We start from the raw sequence: 17,617 nt of genomic DNA, 5'->3' as shown, positions 1-17,617 counted from the left end.
TTTTTTATGGGCTTTTTGAAGCTGTTTCCAGAACACTTCTGCATGCTGCTGGCGATTTTATGTCGCAATAAATCCCTTGTTTGCTGATGGTCAGACTGATAAGTTTATTTTTAGCGTAGCGCCTTATTGATGATGGCCTGCATATCATGAAATGACTGCTTGTTAGGGATAACGATGCCGGTATTTTTCAGCGGAATAGCACAGTTACGGACGTATTTTTCTCAACCGGTTATTTATAATTTTCAGCGGCGGATATTTCTGGCGGTCATGCTGGGATGGCTGAGCGGCTGCACAGCGAATGTGTATTTTCATCCGCCGGAAGAAATGTACTTAGTTCAACCGGAAATGGCGGTGAAAAAGGATCATCAATCCTGATTATGCTGTGCGCTGATACGACCCAGATAACGTGGGTGGTGAATCAGCCAGCCACCAATAAGACCAATCAGACTACCCAGTAAGATATCGCTGAAACGCGCCAGCATAAGGGTATCCAGCGGACTTTGCAGCGCCGTTACTTCGGCAAAAAGCAGTGTTAATGGCGTAATAAAGAGCATAGCAATGCCGTAATTACGCACCACCAGAACTTCAATCGAAAAACTCAGCAAACCAATAATCAGCACCAGCATCCAGCCGTTGGGCTGCAAGGCAAAAATCAGCCATGCGATGCCCAATCCCAGTGCGGTGCCGACGACGCGGTGTATTTTCCGTTGCCATACCAAACGAAAGTTGGCGCCCTGAATAATCGCGGCGCAGGAAATGGGTACCCAGTACGGATTATGCAGCTGTAGCGCGTTGGCTAATAACGATGACGCTGCAACAAAGACGGCGATAACCGTGGCTTCGGCCAGTATCCGGCGTGCCGGGGCAACGGCGCTGACTGGTGGTGTTGTTTCTGTTGGCAACAGCAGACTGTACAGCAGGGCAAGAATACAGGCTCCCGCACTGCCGAGGCCAACCAGCAACAGTCTATGTGAAATCTGTTCCGTCTCATGAGGCAGAACGCTTGCCAGCGCGGCAACCAGAATAAAAAAGAAACTTCCTGGTGGTGGCATGCTTAGCCTGCGTGTCAGAAAGGTGCTGGCCATGGTTATCAACAGCAGCATCAGGGCAGCACTCAGAGGATTTGAGCTGATGCTGGCGAGTAAAAAACTGAGCTGAAAACCAAGGCTGCAGGCCAGCAGTGTCAGCAGGCGGCGACGCAATCCGGCGGCGGGCAGATACAGAATCACCAGCGCACCAACACAGCCGAGAATGCCGGATTTTATATCGCCATACAGTACACCCGCTAATGCAGGCAGTGCCGAACAACACGCGACCAGCAAGGGTAAATGCCAAGGACGGGTGGTCGGATTAAGGTGCAGCAGGGCACGCATTTCCTGTTTTATGATGGACCAGCGTGAGGAACGCTGTGGCGAGAGCGGCATAGATTCAACCTGAGCATGCAAAGGACTATGATACGGCGATGAGGTATTGGCTTACAGAGGTTTTATGTCGTTTTCAGGGGACAATCATACCAGCGTTCAGCAGGCGGAAAACTGTTCAGAGGGTGCAGATGAGCAGTGTTGTCCGCTCTGCGGCGGGCTTAACCAGTGTGCGGTTGCAGCACAAACAGAGCCATCGGCTTGCTGGTGTTTTCAGACGGAAGTCAGTCTCAGTAAATTGCTGCACCAGCAGGCTGATCTGCCAGAAAATTATTCCAGGCAGACGTCCTGCATTTGTCCGGGTTGTGCATCGAGACTGATTTCAGAACACTCGCGGATACCATAAGGGCGGAATAATTCCAGCAGCTTACCGTTGCTTTTCAGTTCATCCATCAGTTGGTTGATCTCTTTTGCGCCGGGCATAAAACCAGGACGGATCAGAGCGGAGTGCTGATAGCGCTGGTCATAACGATCCGATACCAGAAATTCTTCACGCGCGCCGGGGTTATCTTTAAAAAAGCGATGCAGAAATGCTTTGCTCATGACCGCAATGTCGCCATGCCGCTCACGCAGCAATGACAGATTTTTTTCGTTGGTCCAGGACAAAATCATCTGAAAATTCTGCCGCAGAAACTGTTCGTCGGCATTAAAGGCGGCGAAGCCGTAATGAAAACCGAGAATGCCGATCATGCGCTTATCTGAGAGGTCGGCAAAATATTGCTGGTCGCGGCCTTGTTCGGCCAGTGCCACATAGACTTCACCGTCAGTCTGATAGGGGCGGGAAATTTCTATGGGAATACCCTGCCAGCCCCAGGCCGGGTTCTCAAAAAAGATGACGTCATAATCGCCCATGGTAAAGGCCTGATAACGGCGCTTGGGCGAGATGGGCACAGGTACAAACTGATAATGACTCTGGTGCTCGTTAAGCAGCTGAATAAGGCTGATGGCGATGCCCTCATATTCTCCCTGCTCATTCTGTTCAACATAGGGAGGATATGGATAGATCCCGACTTTAACCCGGGCTTCCGGCTGTGCTGAGGCAAGCAGCTGCGGAGACAGTAAACACAGGGCCAGCCAAAGCATGATACGGCGGCTGGCACTGATCTGTCGGAAGGGGGATGTTACTTTGTAAGATTGCTTAACCAAGTCCTTGGCCTCTTTTGTATAAGCATTGTATACAGAATAGTCCTGTGTCCGGGGCTTGAAAAGATTTTACTCATCAAGCTCTGGAACGGTTCACACTAATTTAACGGGCCCGGCTTGGGAGCGGCTCTGCGCGCTGTTATAGTCCGGCCTTATTGTTGCAATTTATTGCTCAGATTCTTTGTTCTGATGTCCACGCAGGATGCCTGGTATGACCAATTCATCTCCCCAGACTTTATATCCGGACGCCGGCCCGGTGGCTGAAATCCCGTCAACCTTGAAGTTGATTGACAGTTTGCGCCTTAACGCCCAGCTGGGTAAGAACAGCCACTTTTATGCATCGCTGAAGCGCCGTAACCTGCACATTCTCTGTGGTGTCCCGGTGGTGATTATTAATCTGATTCTGGGGTCGGTATTTTTTGCTCTGTTACAGGCCGAGTTGCCGGACTGGGGCAAATGGCTCAGTGCCGGTCTGGCATTACTGGCGGCCGCTCTGGGCGGTGTGCAGACTTTTTTTGATTTTAAGAAAAACTGCGCCGGTCATCGTGAAGTTGGTAACGATTATCTGGAGCTGGCGCGTGAGTGTGAGCGTCTGCTGGCATTGTACGATGATGAACTGATGAATCTGCAGCAACTGGCTGTGGAACTGCGCCGGCTGAATAAGGAATATGCAGAGATTAACGAGCGGGCCGAGATGTTTATTGTGTCACCACGTGAGTATGAATATGCCCGCCAGCGTTTGCTGACACGGGCAAAATAGCGCTAGTCATCCCGGCTGCCGCTCTGTTGCCGGAATCGGAATCCACATAATAATAAGGACGACAGCATGCCAACTGAATGGGCTTATCAGAGTGCGACCCGCTTACTGGCGGCAATGGCCGCCGGACAACTGAGCAGCCGCGATCTGCTCGAATATTACCGCCAGCGGATCGAACGCTATAACCCGCAGCTTAATGCGGTGGTCGCCACCGCTTTTGACGCTGCGTTCCGCCGTGCCGATGAGGCTGATAATGCGCGCCGTGAAGGTGTGTCCTGGGGACCTCTGCACGGTCTGCCGATCACCATCAAAGATACCTTCGAAGTGCAGGGCATGCCCTGTGTGGCCGGCGCACCGGCACTGGCCGGACATCGGCCGGACAGTAATGCCTTTGCGGTGCAGCGCCTGCTGGATGCCGGTGCCATTATTTTCGGTAAAACCAATGTGCCGCTCTATGCCGGCGATATTCAGAGTTACAACAAGGTGTACGGCTCGACCAATAACCCCTGGGATGAAAGCCGTACGCCAGGTGGCTCGTCCGGCGGTGCCGCAGCAGCGCTGGCCGCGGGCTTTACCGCACTGGAGCTGGGCTCGGATATTGGTGGCTCGATCCGTACACCGGCGCATTTCTGTGGTGTGTTCGGCCATAAAGTTACCTACGGCATTGTTTCCAGCCGTGGCCATATTCCTGGGCCGCCGGGCATGCTGAGTGAACCGGATCTGGCGGTTCCCGGTCCGCTGGCGCGCAGCGCCGAAGATCTGGATCTGGCACTGCAGGTGGTGGCTGCTCCCGGGCCGCTGATGTCGGAGTACTGGTCACTCAATCTGCCGGCGCCACGGGCTAAGCAGCTGCAGGATTTCCGCGTGTTGCTGTGGCTGGATGATCCGCTCTGTCCGCTGGATGAAACCCTGAAGCCGGTGTATGACGGCCTGTACCAGCAGCTGCAGCAAGCGGGCGCGAAAGTGACGAACGGCGCTCCTGAAGGAGTCTCACTGAGCCGATTCTTTCCGGTGTATATGAGCCTGCTGGGCTCGGTGCTGGGGTCCGGCATGAAGCCCGGCCAGCGGCGCATGATGCGTCTGATGGGCGGCATGGCCAAACGCTTTGGCCGCTGGATGAAAAGCGGGGCATACGGTGATGAATTTTTGCTGGGCATGGGGCAGAGCCATGCTGACTGGGTAAAGCGCAGCGAAGAGCGTCATCGCCTGACCGAGTCGTTCAGCAAGCTGTTTGACCAATACGACGTGGTGCTGACGCCGGTGGCGATGACGGCGGCCTTCCGCCATTTACAGGATGTCCCGATTCAGGTGCGCAAACTGGATGTGAATGGCGGGCAGCGTAACTACTCCGATATGTTTATGTGGATTGCTCCGGCCACCCTGATGGGGCTGCCTGCGACCAGCGCACCGGTCGGGCAGACCGCCGCCGGTCTGCCGGTTGGCATTCAGATTCTGGGGCGCCGCTACGATGACCGCACGACCATTGAGTTTGCCCGGCTGCTGGAACAGGCGGGTATGGATTTCCGTGCGCCGCCGGGGCTGAGCTGAATGCCGGGAGGGGAGGATGGCAGCCTGCTGACTGTACTCTTTGCCGGGTTATCGGTACCGGCGTTGCTGACCTTATTGCTGTGCAGCTTTCTCGGTTCGTTGCTGACAGCGGCACTGGGTGTTGGCGGCGGGGCATTTCTGATTACGGTAATGGCCGGTATTGTGCCGCCGCTGGCACTGATTCCGCTGCATGGCATGGTGCAGCTGGGCTCTAACGGTTCCCGCGCCTGGCTGGCCCGGCGGCATACCCAATGGCCTAAGGTCGGTTGGTTTTTAGCCGGCGCTTTACTGGCCGTGGTGTTATCCGTACTGGCTTTGCACTGGTTGAGCGGGCGCCTGGACCCTGGTGTTATTCCGCTGTTTATCGGTCTGTTTATTCTCTGGCTGAGTTGGGGCAAAGTGCCGCCGGTTGGGCTGGGGGAGCATCCTCTGGGGTTGTTTGCAGGAGGCTGGCTGACGACGCTGGCGACCATGCTGGTCGGAGCCACAGGGCCTTTGGTGTCGGCCTGGCTGGGACGCAGCGATGGTGACCGCTGGCAGTACACGGCCAATTTTTCGACCAGCATGAGCGTGCAGCATCTATTAAAAGTCGTGGTATTTGGCTTTGCCGGTTTCGCCTTCAGCCAGTGGCTGCCATTACTGCTGCTGATGGTGCTGGCCGGTTATCTGGGTACCCGTGCCGGTCTGAAACTGATGGGCAGGATTCCGGAAGCCTTGTTCCGCACCTTGTTCCGTTGGGTGCTGACGCTGTTGGCGTTACGGCTGATCTGGGTCTGGTATCAGGGCTGACAAGCCGCTGCACTCAGACGCCGATATCTTCGTTCCATAATGTTGGCTGATCTGCAATAAAGCCGCGCATCAGTTCAATGCATTCTGCATCGTTGAGTACGGTCAGGCTGACACCGCGCTCGCGCATATGGGCCTCGGCGCCCATAAAGGTAACGTTTTCGCCGATCACCACCCGCGGGATGCCATACAGCAACGCGGCGCCACTGCACATATCGCAGGGGGACAGGGTGGAGTAGAGCGTGCATTCGCGGTAGTCGGCGGCGGTTAGGCGTCCGGCGTTTTCCAGACAATCCATCTCGGCGTGTAACACCACGCTGTTCTGTTGTACCCGGCGGTTATGGCCGCGACCGATAATCTGCCCGCCTTTAACCAGAACCGAGCCGATGGGAATGCCGCCTTCGGCCAGTCCTTTACGTGCTTCTTCGAGTGCGGCCTGCATCGCTTGCTGATCATTCATAGGTTTGTCCTTTTGCCTGTTTTTGCTTTGGCCGGTTGCCGTTTTTATTGGGCTACCAGAGATCGCCGAAACGTTCGCGGTGGCTTAAGTATAAGCGCAGGTCGAATTCCAGCTGGTGGTAATCCGGTTCCATATAGCAGCACAGTTTGTAGAAGGCTTTGTTGTGTTCTTTCTCGCGCAGGTGCGCCAGTTCGTGTACCAGGATCATGCGTAAAAAAGCCTCCGGCACCTGACGGAACAGGGTGGACACGCGGATTTCGTGCTTGGCTTTCAGCTTGCTACCCTGCACCCGCGAGACAAAGGTGTGCAGTCCGAGAGCGTGATTAATGACGTGAATTTTGTCGTCATAAATCACTTTGCTCAGCGGTGGAGAACTGCGCAGGTGGTCGTTTTTTAACGCCATGGTGTAATCGTACAGCGCACGTTCGTTATTCAGGCTGTGACTGTGCGGATATTTTTTCTGCAGCAACGGACCGAGTTTACCGGCCTCCAGTAACTCGGCGGCCTGGCGTTGCAGATCGGGGCTGTAGCCGTTGAGATAGTTTATCTGGCGTTGTTTCATTGGTTTGGTTTAAGCATGGTTAACGATGTTTCAGGGATTCAGAGCATGGTTACGGCACAGCTCAATCCAGGCCTGAATACCGGCGCTGCGGTATTTCTGGCGGTGCACAATCATATACAACTGGCGGCTGAAGTCGCGTTGCGGGACGGTTAAATGTACCAGGCTGCCACGGCGGAAAGCATCGGTGAGGGTAATCTGCGACAAACAGCCAATACCGAGCCGCGCTTCCACCGCACGCTTAATGGCTTCAGTGTGCTGTAACTCAAGGGTGATGTTGAGGTCGGGCAGCAGGCCGTGCAGGGCGCGGTCAAAGGCCTGACGGGTGCCGGAGCCGCTTTCGCGCAGAATCCAGCGGGCGGCGAGTAAGTCGCTGTCATCGATATGGCCCTGCTGTTGTTGCTTGTGCGCCAGCTCGTCGTCGGGGTGGCAGAACACCGCCAGTTCGTCGTTATGCCAGGGAATCATTTCCAGTTCCGGATGATTCAGCTCGCCTTCAATCAGGCCGATGTCCAGCTCGTAGTTCAGCACTTTGTCGGCAATCTGGCGGGTGTTGGCCACATCCAGCCGCACCGGTGCATCCGGGTGCTCGGCCATATATTTCGCCATTAAACCCACCGCCAAGTAATTACCGATGGACAGGGTCGCACCCACATTCAGCGGCCCGGCTTCGGCATGGCGCAGCAGTATCTGTTCGAAATCCTGCGCCTGAGCCAGCAAGGCTTCGGCCCGTGGGCGTACCAGCCGGCCCTGTTCATTCAGCTGCAGACGCTTGCCGACACGGTCAAACAGCTGCACGGCAAACTGATGCTCAAAGTCTTTTAACGCGCTGCTGGCGGCACTCTGCGACATGGCCAGTTCATCGGCGGCGCGGGTCAGGTTCTGGTGGTGGGCAATGGCAATAAACACTTGCAGCTGACGCAGGGTGTAACGCATGGCGGCCTCGGAGATGCCGGAGCCGGCATCGGGTTGTTATTCGGTAAAACCGAATAAAGTTATTCAGATAACTTGATTTGCCGATAGTCTGCCGTGGGTTACTCTGCCTGACAAGTTAAATTGGCCGCCAGGAACCAGCCATTATGAGCAATCTGATCCGCGAAACTGTTACCAGTGTGCATCACTGGAATGAAACCCTGTTCAGCTTTACCACCACCCGTAATCAGGGGCTGCGTTTCAAGAATGGTCATTTCACGATGATTGGTCTGGAAGTGGAAGATAAGCCACTGCTGCGCGCTTACAGCATTGCCAGCGCTAACTATGAAGAAGAGATGGAGTTTTTCTCCATCAAAGTGCAGGACGGCCCGCTGACCTCTCACCTGCAAAAGCTGCAGGTTGGCGATGAAATTCTGGTGGGTACCAAGCCGGTGGGCACACTGATTACCGATAACCTGCTGCCCGGTAAAAACCTCTATCTGCTGAGCACCGGCACGGGGTTGGCGCCTTTTATGAGCATCATCAAAGATCTGGATGTGTACGAGCAGTACGACAAAGTGATTCTGACCCACGGCGTGCGTTGGGTATCTGAGCTGGCGTATCAGCAGCGTATTGAACATGAACTGCCGAATAACGAATATTTTGGTGATGTGGTGCGCGAAAAACTGATCTATTACCCAACGGTTACTCGTGAGCCGTTCCGTAATAACGGTCGCCTGACCGATGCGCTGACCAGTGGCAAGCTGACCCGTGATATCGGCCTGGCCGATCTGAATCCGGAAACCGACCGCTTTATGCTGTGCGGCAGCCCGGCGATGCTGGATGATTTGACCAGAATTCTCGATGACATGGGCTTTGAAGAAGCACGTGGCGGTAAGCCGGGGCATTATGTGATTGAGCGCGCCTTCGTCGAAAAGTAAGGCGCTGTTGCCAATGAATTCGCCGTCATAGCGGCAAGCGGGTAAGCCCGCCCGTTCTCTGTTCTGCCGGAATCTTGGCCCGTCAGAACAGAGAACGGGTGGGCTTTTTTATTGGCCGTTATTCCTCTGCATGCTCAAAACTGAGCAGTAACTGACGCAGCAGATTGTTCAGTTGCCGTTGTTGTTCAGGCTGCAATGCTTTGAGCAGACGTGCCTGCAATTGCAGATGGTGCTCAACTGCACGGTTAATCAGTTCGCGGCCACTGTCGCTCAGCTGTACCAGCAGGCTGCGGCGGTCATCGGGATCGGGCAGGCGCTCAATCAGGCCGCGTTGTTCCAGCCGGTTCAGACGGTTGGTCATGGCACCGGAGGTCAGCATGGCCGATTTAAACAGAACCGTCGGAGTTAAGCGGTAGGGCGGGCCGCTGCGCAGCAGGGTGGCCAGCACATCAAACTCACCACTGGCGAGCCCCAGCTGCTTATGCAGTTCGCTGATTTCCTGACGGGTATAATTTGCCAGACGCGATAGCCGGCCCACCGCCTGCATCGGCCAGATATCCAGGTCTGGCCGCTCCTGCTGCCATTGATCAGCAATAAAATCCACATGATCCCGAGCCATAAGGTGTCGCTTTTCCTGTGTAAAACGGAATCTGTTCAGTGTGCCCGGGAAATATCTTAACGTAAAGATATTTGACCGTGGTTGCCGTTAGGGATATCTTTATTTTAAATATCTTAATGTGAAGATAATTGGTGGGCAGAAATGACAGCGAGCAGTAAAGATATACCCGTTGGTTTGCCGCTATGGCTGATGGCCGTGGCAGCTCCTTTGTTGTGGGGAACAACCTACGCGGTGACGCAGGCTTTTCTCCCCGGAGTTGATCCATTCTGGCTGGCGACGCTGCGCATCGTGGTGCCCGGCGTGATGATGGTGTGGCTGGTGCCGCTGGCGGTGTGGCGCCGGCATTGGCTGAACATTGTGGTGCTCAGTGCGCTGAATATCGGCATCTTCACTGTGTTGTTGTTTGGTGCTATTCAGCGCTTACCGGGCGGCATGGCGGCGACACTGACGGCCAGTATGCCGCTGCAGTTACTGCTGTTGCGCGCGTTGCAGGGCAGGCTGCCGGCCCCTTTGCAGTTGCTGGCTGCGGTGGGCGGGATGGCGGGGGTTGGGCTGCTGGTCTGGCAGGCTCCGGCTGAACCTGACTGGACGGGAGTGGCGCTGGCTTTGGCGGCGGCGTTCTGCATGGCGCTGGGCGTGTTGTTGATGCCGGTTCTGGGGCGAGGGATCAAACCGCTGGTATTGGCCAGTGCGCAGTTGTTCAGTGCCGGTGTTGTGTTATTGCTGCTGATGCTGCTCTGGGGACGGCCGTTTCCGGCACTGGATACTCAGGGCGTGCTGGCGCTGGTCTGGCTCGGACCGGTGGGTATGGGACTGGGTTATTACCTGTGGTTCCGTGCTATTACCCTTATTGCCGTTGATAAGCTGGCCTTTATGGGGCTGATTAATCCGGTGGTGGCAGTATTGGCCGGTGTTCTGGTGATGGGTGAACTGATGAATATCAGTCAGGCTTTTGCCATTGCGCTGGTGCTGTTCTGTGTGTTGCTGGCTCAGCATCCGGCGGCGCAGCGGCATTTGTCTGCAGCCAGGGTCAGTTAAAACTGGCACTGAAGCTGCAATGTCTCCGGTTAGTTAAATAAATCGTCGGATTTCCGGCGTTATTTGAATGATCGTGTGACAGGAGAATGACAATGCCCGGACAAGGTACCGTAGAAGATGTACTGCGCAGCCTGAACTTTGCTCAGGATGTCGGTAAGCAGATACGCGACGCCGGTTATGTGCTGGATAAGACAGAGCTGAAGCGTCTGCTGGCTGAACTTACCTCGGCGGTTGCCTCCAGTAAAATGGAGCTGGCTTTGCTGCAGGGCGTGTGTGAAGCCCGTGACGAAGAACTGATCCGCTTACATGAAGCACTGGTGTACAAAGGCAATCTGCGCCGTCGCGGTGATGGCTATTACAAAACGTTGGATGGCCGTCCTTATGGTCAGCCTTACTGCTCTTATTGCTGGGAGAGTAAGCAGCAATTACTGCATCTTCACAGCCGGATTCTGAGTAAAGACATCCGCATCTGTCCGGGCTGCAAAAATGAATATCAGGCCATCCGCACACCGTATCTTGAAGCGGACGGCATGACGGTTTAAGCCAGCGCACGCCGATCGTTGCAGCTGGGAGACAGAGTGTCTGCGCTGTTTGGCGGGAAAATGGCCGGACAGGCAGAGGCTGCTCTCGCACTTCGCTCAGGGCACGGCTATATTGGCCGCGCAATGTCTGGCGATGGAATCCGTATGAAGCTGCTTAACCCTGCTGTTCTGATTTTAAAGGTATCGTTACTGGTCCCGGTTCTGGTCTCAATGCTGTGTCCTGTTTTTGTGGCCAATGCTGAAGACACTGAGGCTGATGCCGGAGCCGGTAGCGAACCGACGGTGCTGGAAGAATTATTACCCGCCACCGGGCCGCTGAAAACCAAGCAGCAACCGGTTGATATGATTGCGGATGATGAGTTCAAACCAGCATTGCGTGACAACCTGCCGCAATTGGTTGAAAAAATTCAGGTTGAGCGCCTGGCATCCGACAGTCCTTATGTGATGCTCCCGCACCGGCCTAATTATGTGTTGCCTCTGTCTTATCAGGGCCGTCCCAGTGATCGTGAACAGAACCGGGTTTTGCAACATTACACCGGAGATCCTGACGCTGAACGCGAAGCTGGCAATGATCATCTGGAGGCGGTATTTCAGCTCAGTATCAAATACCGTTTGTCCGAAGGTCTGCTGGGAAAATTCAGCAGCATTGATGTGGCTTATACCAACCGTTCCTTCTGGCAGGCGTACAACGGCGATATTTCCCGGCCATTCCGTGAAACCAACCACGAACCCGAGCTGATATTTTCCTGGCAGCCACAAAATAAGTGGATTGATTATTTTTCTCTGGCCATTAATCACCAGTCCAACGGCCAGACCAGCTCGATGTCGCGCAGCTGGAACCGGGTTATTGCCCAGGTCGCATCGGTATCGTCTACAGGGATCTATTCCACCCGGATCTGGTGGCGCCTGCCGGAAGAAAGTAAGGCCGATCCTTTTGACCCCGCCGATAATGATAACCCGGATATCGACGATTATATGGGTAACGGTGAATTCACCTATATCTATGTCATGGGCAACCACAATATCAGCACTATGTTGCGCAATAATCTGAATCCGGATAAAAACCGTGGCGCGATTGAAATCGGCTGGACCTTTCCGCTCAACCGTAAAATCAAAGGATTTGTGCAATATTTTAATGGTTACGGTGAAAGCCTGATTGATTACAACCGCTATCAGGAGCGTATTGGCGTCGGCATTAAACTCAGCGACTGGTTCTGAGCTGGCTGTATAACAATAGCGCGGTATAATTGCCGCGCATTCAGGCCGGAATTTCTATGATGTTAACCCTCGGACTTATTATTAATCCTTATGCCGGTATCGGTGGCGCCGTTGGTCTTAAGGGCAGTGACGGCGCGGACATCGTTGCCGAAGCTCTGGCCCGTGGCGCTGAGCGTAAAGCTGTATTACGTACCCGTCAGGCGCTGGATGTTTTGATGGCATTAAAAGAGCGTTGCCACTTTCTGACTTGTCCCGGAGAAATGGGGGCCGATCTGCTCACAGAGCTGGGGTTTTCATTTCGCCTGATTGAGGCTGATATTCCGCCATGCAATACCAATGCGGAACACACCCGTCTGGCTGCCGCAGCGATGCTGGAGAATAACGTCGATTTACTGTTATTCGCCGGTGGCGATGGCACGGCACGTGATATCTGTGCCGTGGTTGGCGATGCCCTCCCTGTATTGGGTATTCCGGCCGGCGTGAAAATTCATTCAGCGGTTTATGGCATTACACCGACGGCATCCGGTGAAGTGGTGCGCAGTCTGCTTGAAGGCGGGCTGGTGGATATTAAAGAAGCCGAAGTGCGTGATCTGGATGAAGAAGCTTTCCGCAATAATCAGGTACGTGCACGGCATTACGGTGAAATGCGTGTGCCACAGGCCGGGCATTTTGTGCAGGCGGTAAAGCAGGGCGGCGTTGAGGTGGAAGAGCTGGTGCTGGCTGATATTGCTGCCTTTATCTGTGCCGATATGGATGATGATGTGTTGTATCTGGTTGGCTCAGGCAAAACCACGCAAGCGGTGATGGATGAATTAGGGCTCGATAATACACTGCTGGGTGTGGATGCTGTTTTTAACCGCGAACAGATTGGTAAAGATTTAACCGCGGCTGACATACTCAGACTATTGGCAGAATATCCGCGGGCTCAGGCGATTGTCAGTGTGATGGGCGGTCAGGGACATATTTTCGGCCGTGGTAATCAGCAGTTCAGCCCGGAGATTTTGCGTTTGCTGGGTAAAAAGAATATCCGCCTTATTTCAACCAAAACAAAAATTGGCGCGCTGAATGGCCGGCCGTTAATTATGGACAGTGGTGATCCTCAATTGGATAAAGACTGGGCGGGGACCGTTGAAATCACCACCGGTTATCGTGATCAGATTGTTCATACCCTGATTTAATCTGAATACTATGAAGACATAAAAAAACCGGCGTTGGCCGGTTTTTTTATTGTTCTCCTGGGGGAGGATTGAATCATCAGTTGACGACAAATTTCTCTACCGTCTGATTCAGACGCGCTGCCAGTTCTGCCAGTGCCGCACTGGCCAAGGCCGCCTGAGACGCCTGCTCATGGCTGGTGCTGGCCAACTCATTAACACGTACGACGTTGCGGTTAATCTCTTCGGCAGCATAGCTTTGCTCTTCGGCTGCAGTGGCGATCTGGGTGTTCAGGTCGTTGATGCTGCTGATGTTGCTGTAAATCACCTGCAGAGCTTCACTGGCTTCACTTACGCGGGCGATACCGGTTTCAGCGCGGTCACGGGATTTCAGCACGGTGTTGACCACTTCAGCGGTTCCTTTATTAAATTCGTTGATGGTTGCCCGAATAGACTCAGTGGATTCCTGAGTTCGGCTGGCCAATGTCCGCACTTCATCGGCAACCACGGCAAACCCCCGGCCCTGCTCGCCGGCACGTGCGGCCTCAATGGCAGCGTTCAGAGCCAGCAGATTTGTTTGCTCGGCAATGGCACTGATTTCACCCAGAATCGCGCCGATACTTTCACTGTCTTTCTGCAGTTTTTCGATGGCCTTAGTGGCCTCCAGAATTTCACTGTTGAGGGTTTCAATTTCGTGGCGGGCTTCATCCGAAATACTTTTTCCGCGACTGACCTCGCGATGTACTTCGTTGACGGCACTGGCTGCCTGATTAGCATTGCCGGCAATGTTCTGAATAGTTGAGGTCATTTCGGTCATGGCAGTAACCGCCTGGGCAACTTCTTCCTGTTGCTGATTGCTGGCATCGCCGACTTCACGGGTAATGGCTGACATCTCTTCCGATGCGGAGGCTACTTCGGTTGCACCGGATTTTACCTGCTCAACGGTTTCGCGCAGTGTGGCAATTAAAGCGTCAAAGGCATGAGATAAAATACCAATTTCATCACCAGAGCGGTGACCGATTAATTGTGTCAGGTCGAGGTCGCGGGCAATGCGCTGAATTTTGCCGGTAATATTCTGCACAGGCTGGTAAATCGCACGGGATACAAGAAAGGTCAGGGTTGCAACCACGGCGAAGGTTAACAGGATGCTCAGCGTGAGGGTTGTATATACCCGCTGAGTCATGGTTTCCATTTCACCGGTGATGTAGACCGTCAGCTCATCAAAAATGGTTTCGGTTTTATGGATGGTGCTGCGCATCTCGCCGCGCAGACCTTCTTTTTCGTTTAATCCCATCAGCTGCTCTTTATTGAACAGTGTGGTGAACTGATCCTGGTAACTCCTGAGTTCCTGCTGAACCTGACTGTTACCGGCCAGACTGCTGCGTTCCAGCGCCTGACTGAAATCGTTAATACCCGCTTTGAATTTATCCATATAGGATGGGTCGCTGCGCAACATAAAATCTTTTTCATGGCGGCGCAGCATCAGCATGTAATAAAGCAGCTCATAGTCTTCGGAAGATTTTGCCGAGGTTTCGATATCATGTACGGCTTTGCGCAGGCCGCCATACAGACCGCTTTTAGGGTCCAGACCGATTTCCTGCTGAGCAGCGGCAAGGGTATCAAATATCTTGCGGTAACCATTCACTTGGGTGCTCAGTTGCTGGACCTGAGTGGTATTCAGACCCAGTCCCCGCATGTGACTGTTCAGTTTCGTGATGTCATTCTGGGTTTTATCTGCGACGGTGCCGAACTGCTGGACATACTTCATATCTTTACGTGCCAGGAAATCCTTTTCATTACGGCGCAGCAGCAAAATATCAGCACTCAGTGTTTGCTGTTGATACAACACATTCGACAGCTCACCAAGGCGCGTGAACTGCTGAACGCTTAAGGCCGATGTAATAATCAGACCGAGAACAACCAGCACCAGAATCATGCTGTGTTTACTTTTAATGCTGAAATTGTCAATAACCATGGGGTTAACCTTTATGTAGCTATGACAGAAGACTAGAACAACTGCCGTAGGGCGCCAGTTGTATGCGGTATATGGCAGGTTTTGGCTGCGTATCGCTGTTTCCGGTGTAGCCATTGGCATGGCAAGTCCTAGGGAGTACGGATATATCCCTGCTAATTTAATACGTAAGTACCATAATAAAAAATAACAGGGCCTTACCATGTCGATTATTACTCACGCCAGCCGCTACCGGCGCACCGGTTTTTGTATTCTTTCTGCTTTGACACTGCTCCCCCTGCAGGCTGTTGCTTTGCACAGCATTCCTGCTGCAGAGGAGGTGCTTATCAGAGAAAAAGTCGTTGCCGGTCAACAGGATAAGGTCTTTGCCGCTACCTCTGGCCGCGAGCTTGGATTCCGTGGCTTCAACGTATCCGGTGAAGTGAAGCTGGCAGAATCGGGCTTTAAAGCCTTTAAAAACAGTGAAGATGCGCAGGTCAGTCTGGGCTTACTGAAGGACAAAACCGGCGCCAATCTGATTCGCTACACCCTGGCATGGGAAGGTGTGCAACCGCAGCCGGGGCAGGTGGATGAAGATTATCTGGCGGCGGTCAGCCAGCAGATTGCCATCGCAGCGGACCTCGGACTGTATGTGCTGTTGGATTATCACTCGGATTTATACAGCCGCCATACCTTTACGGCCGATTCCGGCGATACCGGTAATGGTGCGCCGCGCTGGGCGGTAAGCGATGTTTACGGCAAGGATGATTGTGGTCTGCCCTGTCAGCTGACCTGGGCTGCGCACAAGCAATCCGATTCGGCGGTACGTAATGCCATGCGTGGTTTCTGGGCTGACCACTGGGCGCTGAATCAGGATCTGGCCGATATTGAACTCTATCTGCCTGCGTTGGATCAGTGCGTGGATATTGCTGGTGGCCAGGCCGGGAATTCGGTCACCGTTGGCGGCTGGAGCTGCCATGGCGGTGCTAATCAGCGTTGGCATTATCGGCAGGATGGCACCTTACGCAGCCTTACGGACACGGGCCAGTGTCTGGATGTAGCCGGTGCCAAAACAGCAGCGGGTACCGATATTCAGGTGTATCAATGCAATGGCAGCAGCGCGCAGCAATTTATGGCGGATACTTATGGCCGCGTACACGCTGTGCTGGACCTGAATAAATGCCTGAGCCTGAATAACGGTAATGTGCAGCTGGAGGAGTGTGTGGCAGCCAGTCAGGTTACAGACAGCCATCAGCAGTTTCAGCTGCGTGATGCCGCCACCGGCCTCTCTCTTATGCCGCAACTGGATTTTGTCCAGAGCCAGTTTGTCTGGCAGCTGGGGGAAATGCTGAATTATCTGCAGACACATCTAACAGCCGCACAGCGGGCGATGATTATTGGTGTTGATCCGGTTAATGAACCCTTTGACGGTGGCATCGGCACTATGAGCTATGCCGACTGGGATAATGAGGTGCTGTGGCCATTTTATCAGCGTGTGCGTGCAGAAATGGATCAGCGCGGCTGGAGTAATACCCCGGTGTTTGCCGAGCCGATGGTGTTCTGGAGTTCTATTGCCGGAGCCGTTGCACCGGCAACCGGTGGCCATCACTTAACCTATCAGCCCGGTGATGGCTTTGTTTTTAACAGCCATTTTTATGATCAGGCCCGTATGGGCGTTAATGATTTAACCGTGGCGCGTAATGGCAGCTATTTTTCCAATATTGACCAGATCCGTGACGAAGCCCGTTATCTGAATATTACGCCGTTTTTATCGGAGTTCGGTATGTGGCTGGACGGTTGGGGACATACCGATACCGAGCGGGTGGTAAATGCCACCTATCAGGGGATGGAAAGCTCAGATCGCGTTTCCGGTAAAGACCGGTATGTGGATTTTTATACGCCTCTGATCAGCGGTACTCAATGGCAGTGGGATTATTATTACGACAACCATCAGGAATTACAGAACGGTAATCCTCAGCGCGTGATGACCGACGATGATGCCTGGAATGGCGAGAATTTTTCCGTCATCCGTGATTATGGCCAGAACTACAATATTAATGCCGAACTGGTACAGCGTGCCTATCCGCGTGCATTGCAGGGGGATCTTCTGCATTTCAGTTATGAAGGCCGGGTACCGGATCGTGCCGGTGACCGGATGAACTACCACAGTATCCGTGTTTCTTTACCGCCGTTATTTTCTGAACGTGAATTTCTGCGCAATACCGAATTTTCTTTTGCTGCCTGGCACGGACGTTTAAGCGATGCGCCGACGGAAATTTACTGGCCACGGCATTTGGCAAAAGAACAACTTACTGTAATTACTGACGCCGGTATTTTTCCGGCCGCGACATTATCGGCTGCGGTAACACAGCAAGCGGATGAAGTGGTTATGATTTCTGATCGCGGGGCTGGCACTGGCCAGCGGGTATTCATCTGGGATGATGTCACTGAAGGAGAAAATTCTGACAGTCTGCATTTTGCCCTGTTAATTCATGGGGATGCCGGGCTCAGTGGCGAGGAACTGGCGGATTTACAGGCGGGTATCCGCTATCAGTTAGCGCAGGGAAA

18 protein-coding genes are annotated in these 17,617 nt (G+C 53.7%); 11 read left to right on the top strand and 7 right to left on the bottom strand.

Annotated elements, in window-relative coordinates:
- Window positions 1–174: 174 nt before the first annotated feature.
- A complete protein-coding gene (locus B3P58_RS04225; protein WP_230330708.1) occupies window positions 175–375 on the top strand; it encodes a hypothetical protein in 201 nt (66 codons plus the stop codon).
- Here the strand turns inward: B3P58_RS04225 and B3P58_RS04220 are convergent.
- Window positions 366–1,424: an FUSC family protein gene (locus tag B3P58_RS04220; RefSeq protein ID WP_286716230.1), complete on the bottom strand. Its 1,059-nt coding sequence runs from the start codon at window positions 1,422–1,424 to the stop codon at window positions 366–368. The genes B3P58_RS04225 and B3P58_RS04220 overlap by 10 nt on opposite strands.
- A 64-nt stretch (window positions 1,425–1,488) precedes the next feature.
- On the opposite strand from B3P58_RS04220, the gene B3P58_RS20750 reads away from it, so the two are divergent.
- On the top strand, window positions 1,489–1,767 hold the full coding sequence (locus B3P58_RS20750) for a cysteine-rich CWC family protein (protein WP_414716561.1): 279 nt from the start codon (window positions 1,489–1,491) through the stop codon (window positions 1,765–1,767).
- On the opposite strand, the gene B3P58_RS04215 is transcribed toward B3P58_RS20750, so the two are convergent.
- Window positions 1,692–2,567 carry a substrate-binding periplasmic protein gene (locus B3P58_RS04215; RefSeq protein WP_286716228.1) on the bottom strand — a complete coding sequence of 292 codons (876 nt, stop codon included), beginning with the start codon at window positions 2,565–2,567 and terminating at the stop codon, window positions 1,692–1,694. The two genes, B3P58_RS20750 and B3P58_RS04215, sit on opposite strands and share 76 nt — an antisense overlap.
- A 208-nt stretch (window positions 2,568–2,775) precedes the next feature.
- On the opposite strand from B3P58_RS04215, the gene B3P58_RS04210 reads away from it, so the two are divergent.
- The 3 genes from B3P58_RS04210 (at window position 2,776) to B3P58_RS04200 (ending at window position 5,658) form a co-directional block, all read left to right on the top strand.
- The gene (locus B3P58_RS04210; RefSeq protein WP_230330705.1) at window positions 2,776–3,324 is read left to right on the top strand and encodes an SLATT domain-containing protein; all 549 of its coding nucleotides are present in this window, start codon (window positions 2,776–2,778) and stop codon (window positions 3,322–3,324) included.
- Window positions 3,325–3,390: 66 nt separating this feature from the next.
- Window positions 3,391–4,869 carry an amidase gene (locus B3P58_RS04205; protein ID WP_286716225.1) on the top strand — a complete coding sequence of 493 codons (1,479 nt, stop codon included), beginning with the start codon at window positions 3,391–3,393 and terminating at the stop codon, window positions 4,867–4,869.
- A complete protein-coding gene (locus B3P58_RS04200) occupies window positions 4,870–5,658 on the top strand; it encodes a sulfite exporter TauE/SafE family protein (RefSeq protein WP_286716223.1) in 789 nt (262 codons plus the stop codon).
- Window positions 5,659–5,671: 13 nt separating this feature from the next.
- On the opposite strand, the gene B3P58_RS04195 is transcribed toward B3P58_RS04200, so the two are convergent.
- Genes B3P58_RS04195 through B3P58_RS04185 form a run of 3 tightly spaced genes read right to left on the bottom strand, consistent with a single transcriptional unit; the run spans window position 5,672 to window position 7,610 of the window.
- Window positions 5,672–6,115 carry a nucleoside deaminase gene (locus B3P58_RS04195; RefSeq protein WP_230330703.1) on the bottom strand — a complete coding sequence of 148 codons (444 nt, stop codon included), beginning with the start codon at window positions 6,113–6,115 and terminating at the stop codon, window positions 5,672–5,674.
- A gap of 52 nt (window positions 6,116–6,167) precedes the next feature.
- The gene (locus B3P58_RS04190) at window positions 6,168–6,677 is read right to left on the bottom strand and encodes a YgjP-like metallopeptidase domain-containing protein (RefSeq protein WP_145469336.1); all 510 of its coding nucleotides are present in this window, start codon (window positions 6,675–6,677) and stop codon (window positions 6,168–6,170) included.
- A 30-nt stretch (window positions 6,678–6,707) separates the two neighbouring features.
- On the bottom strand, window positions 6,708–7,610 hold the full coding sequence (locus tag B3P58_RS04185; RefSeq protein WP_286716221.1) for a LysR family transcriptional regulator: 903 nt from the start codon (window positions 7,608–7,610) through the stop codon (window positions 6,708–6,710).
- 143 nt (window positions 7,611–7,753) lie between these two features.
- Between B3P58_RS04185 and B3P58_RS04180 the strand changes: the two genes are divergently transcribed.
- The gene (locus B3P58_RS04180) at window positions 7,754–8,527 is read left to right on the top strand and encodes a ferredoxin--NADP reductase (protein WP_145469338.1); all 774 of its coding nucleotides are present in this window, start codon (window positions 7,754–7,756) and stop codon (window positions 8,525–8,527) included.
- Between the two features lie 118 nt (window positions 8,528–8,645).
- On the opposite strand, the gene B3P58_RS04175 is transcribed toward B3P58_RS04180, so the two are convergent.
- The gene (locus B3P58_RS04175) at window positions 8,646–9,146 is read right to left on the bottom strand and encodes a MarR family winged helix-turn-helix transcriptional regulator (protein WP_286716219.1); all 501 of its coding nucleotides are present in this window, start codon (window positions 9,144–9,146) and stop codon (window positions 8,646–8,648) included.
- A gap of 141 nt (window positions 9,147–9,287) precedes the next feature.
- Here B3P58_RS04175 and B3P58_RS04170 point away from each other — a divergent pair, with 141 nt between their 5' ends.
- From B3P58_RS04170 to B3P58_RS04155, 4 genes are all read left to right on the top strand, one after another.
- Window positions 9,288–10,184 (top strand): DMT family transporter, encoded by an 897-nt coding sequence (locus B3P58_RS04170; RefSeq protein WP_145469340.1) that lies wholly within the window; start codon window positions 9,288–9,290, stop codon window positions 10,182–10,184.
- A gap of 92 nt (window positions 10,185–10,276) precedes the next feature.
- The gene (locus tag B3P58_RS04165; RefSeq protein ID WP_145469341.1) at window positions 10,277–10,726 is read left to right on the top strand and encodes a hypothetical protein; all 450 of its coding nucleotides are present in this window, start codon (window positions 10,277–10,279) and stop codon (window positions 10,724–10,726) included.
- A 144-nt stretch (window positions 10,727–10,870) separates the two neighbouring features.
- Window positions 10,871–11,944, top strand: coding sequence for a phospholipase A (locus tag B3P58_RS04160; protein ID WP_286716217.1), 1,074 nt, complete (start codon window positions 10,871–10,873; stop codon window positions 11,942–11,944).
- 56 nt (window positions 11,945–12,000) lie between these two features.
- Window positions 12,001–13,122, top strand: a complete 1,122-nt coding sequence (locus B3P58_RS04155; protein WP_349676561.1) for an ATP-NAD kinase family protein — start codon at window positions 12,001–12,003, stop codon at window positions 13,120–13,122.
- A 76-nt stretch (window positions 13,123–13,198) separates the two neighbouring features.
- On the opposite strand, the gene B3P58_RS04150 is transcribed toward B3P58_RS04155, so the two are convergent.
- Window positions 13,199–15,073: a methyl-accepting chemotaxis protein gene (locus B3P58_RS04150; RefSeq protein ID WP_286716215.1), complete on the bottom strand. Its 1,875-nt coding sequence runs from the start codon at window positions 15,071–15,073 to the stop codon at window positions 13,199–13,201.
- Window positions 15,074–15,272: 199 nt separating this feature from the next.
- Between B3P58_RS04150 and B3P58_RS04145 the strand changes: the two genes are divergently transcribed.
- A partial coding sequence (locus tag B3P58_RS04145) for a ricin-type beta-trefoil lectin domain protein (RefSeq protein WP_286716214.1) occupies window positions 15,273–17,617 on the top strand: 2,345 nt, incomplete at its 3' end.

The organism is Thalassolituus sp. UBA2009 (assembly GCF_002335285.1).
GTDB lineage: Bacteria > Pseudomonadota > Gammaproteobacteria > Pseudomonadales > Oceanobacteraceae > Venatoribacter > Venatoribacter alkanivorans.
Note: the sequence above shows the minus strand (reverse complement) of the source record. Positions and strands in the feature narration are given on the sequence as shown.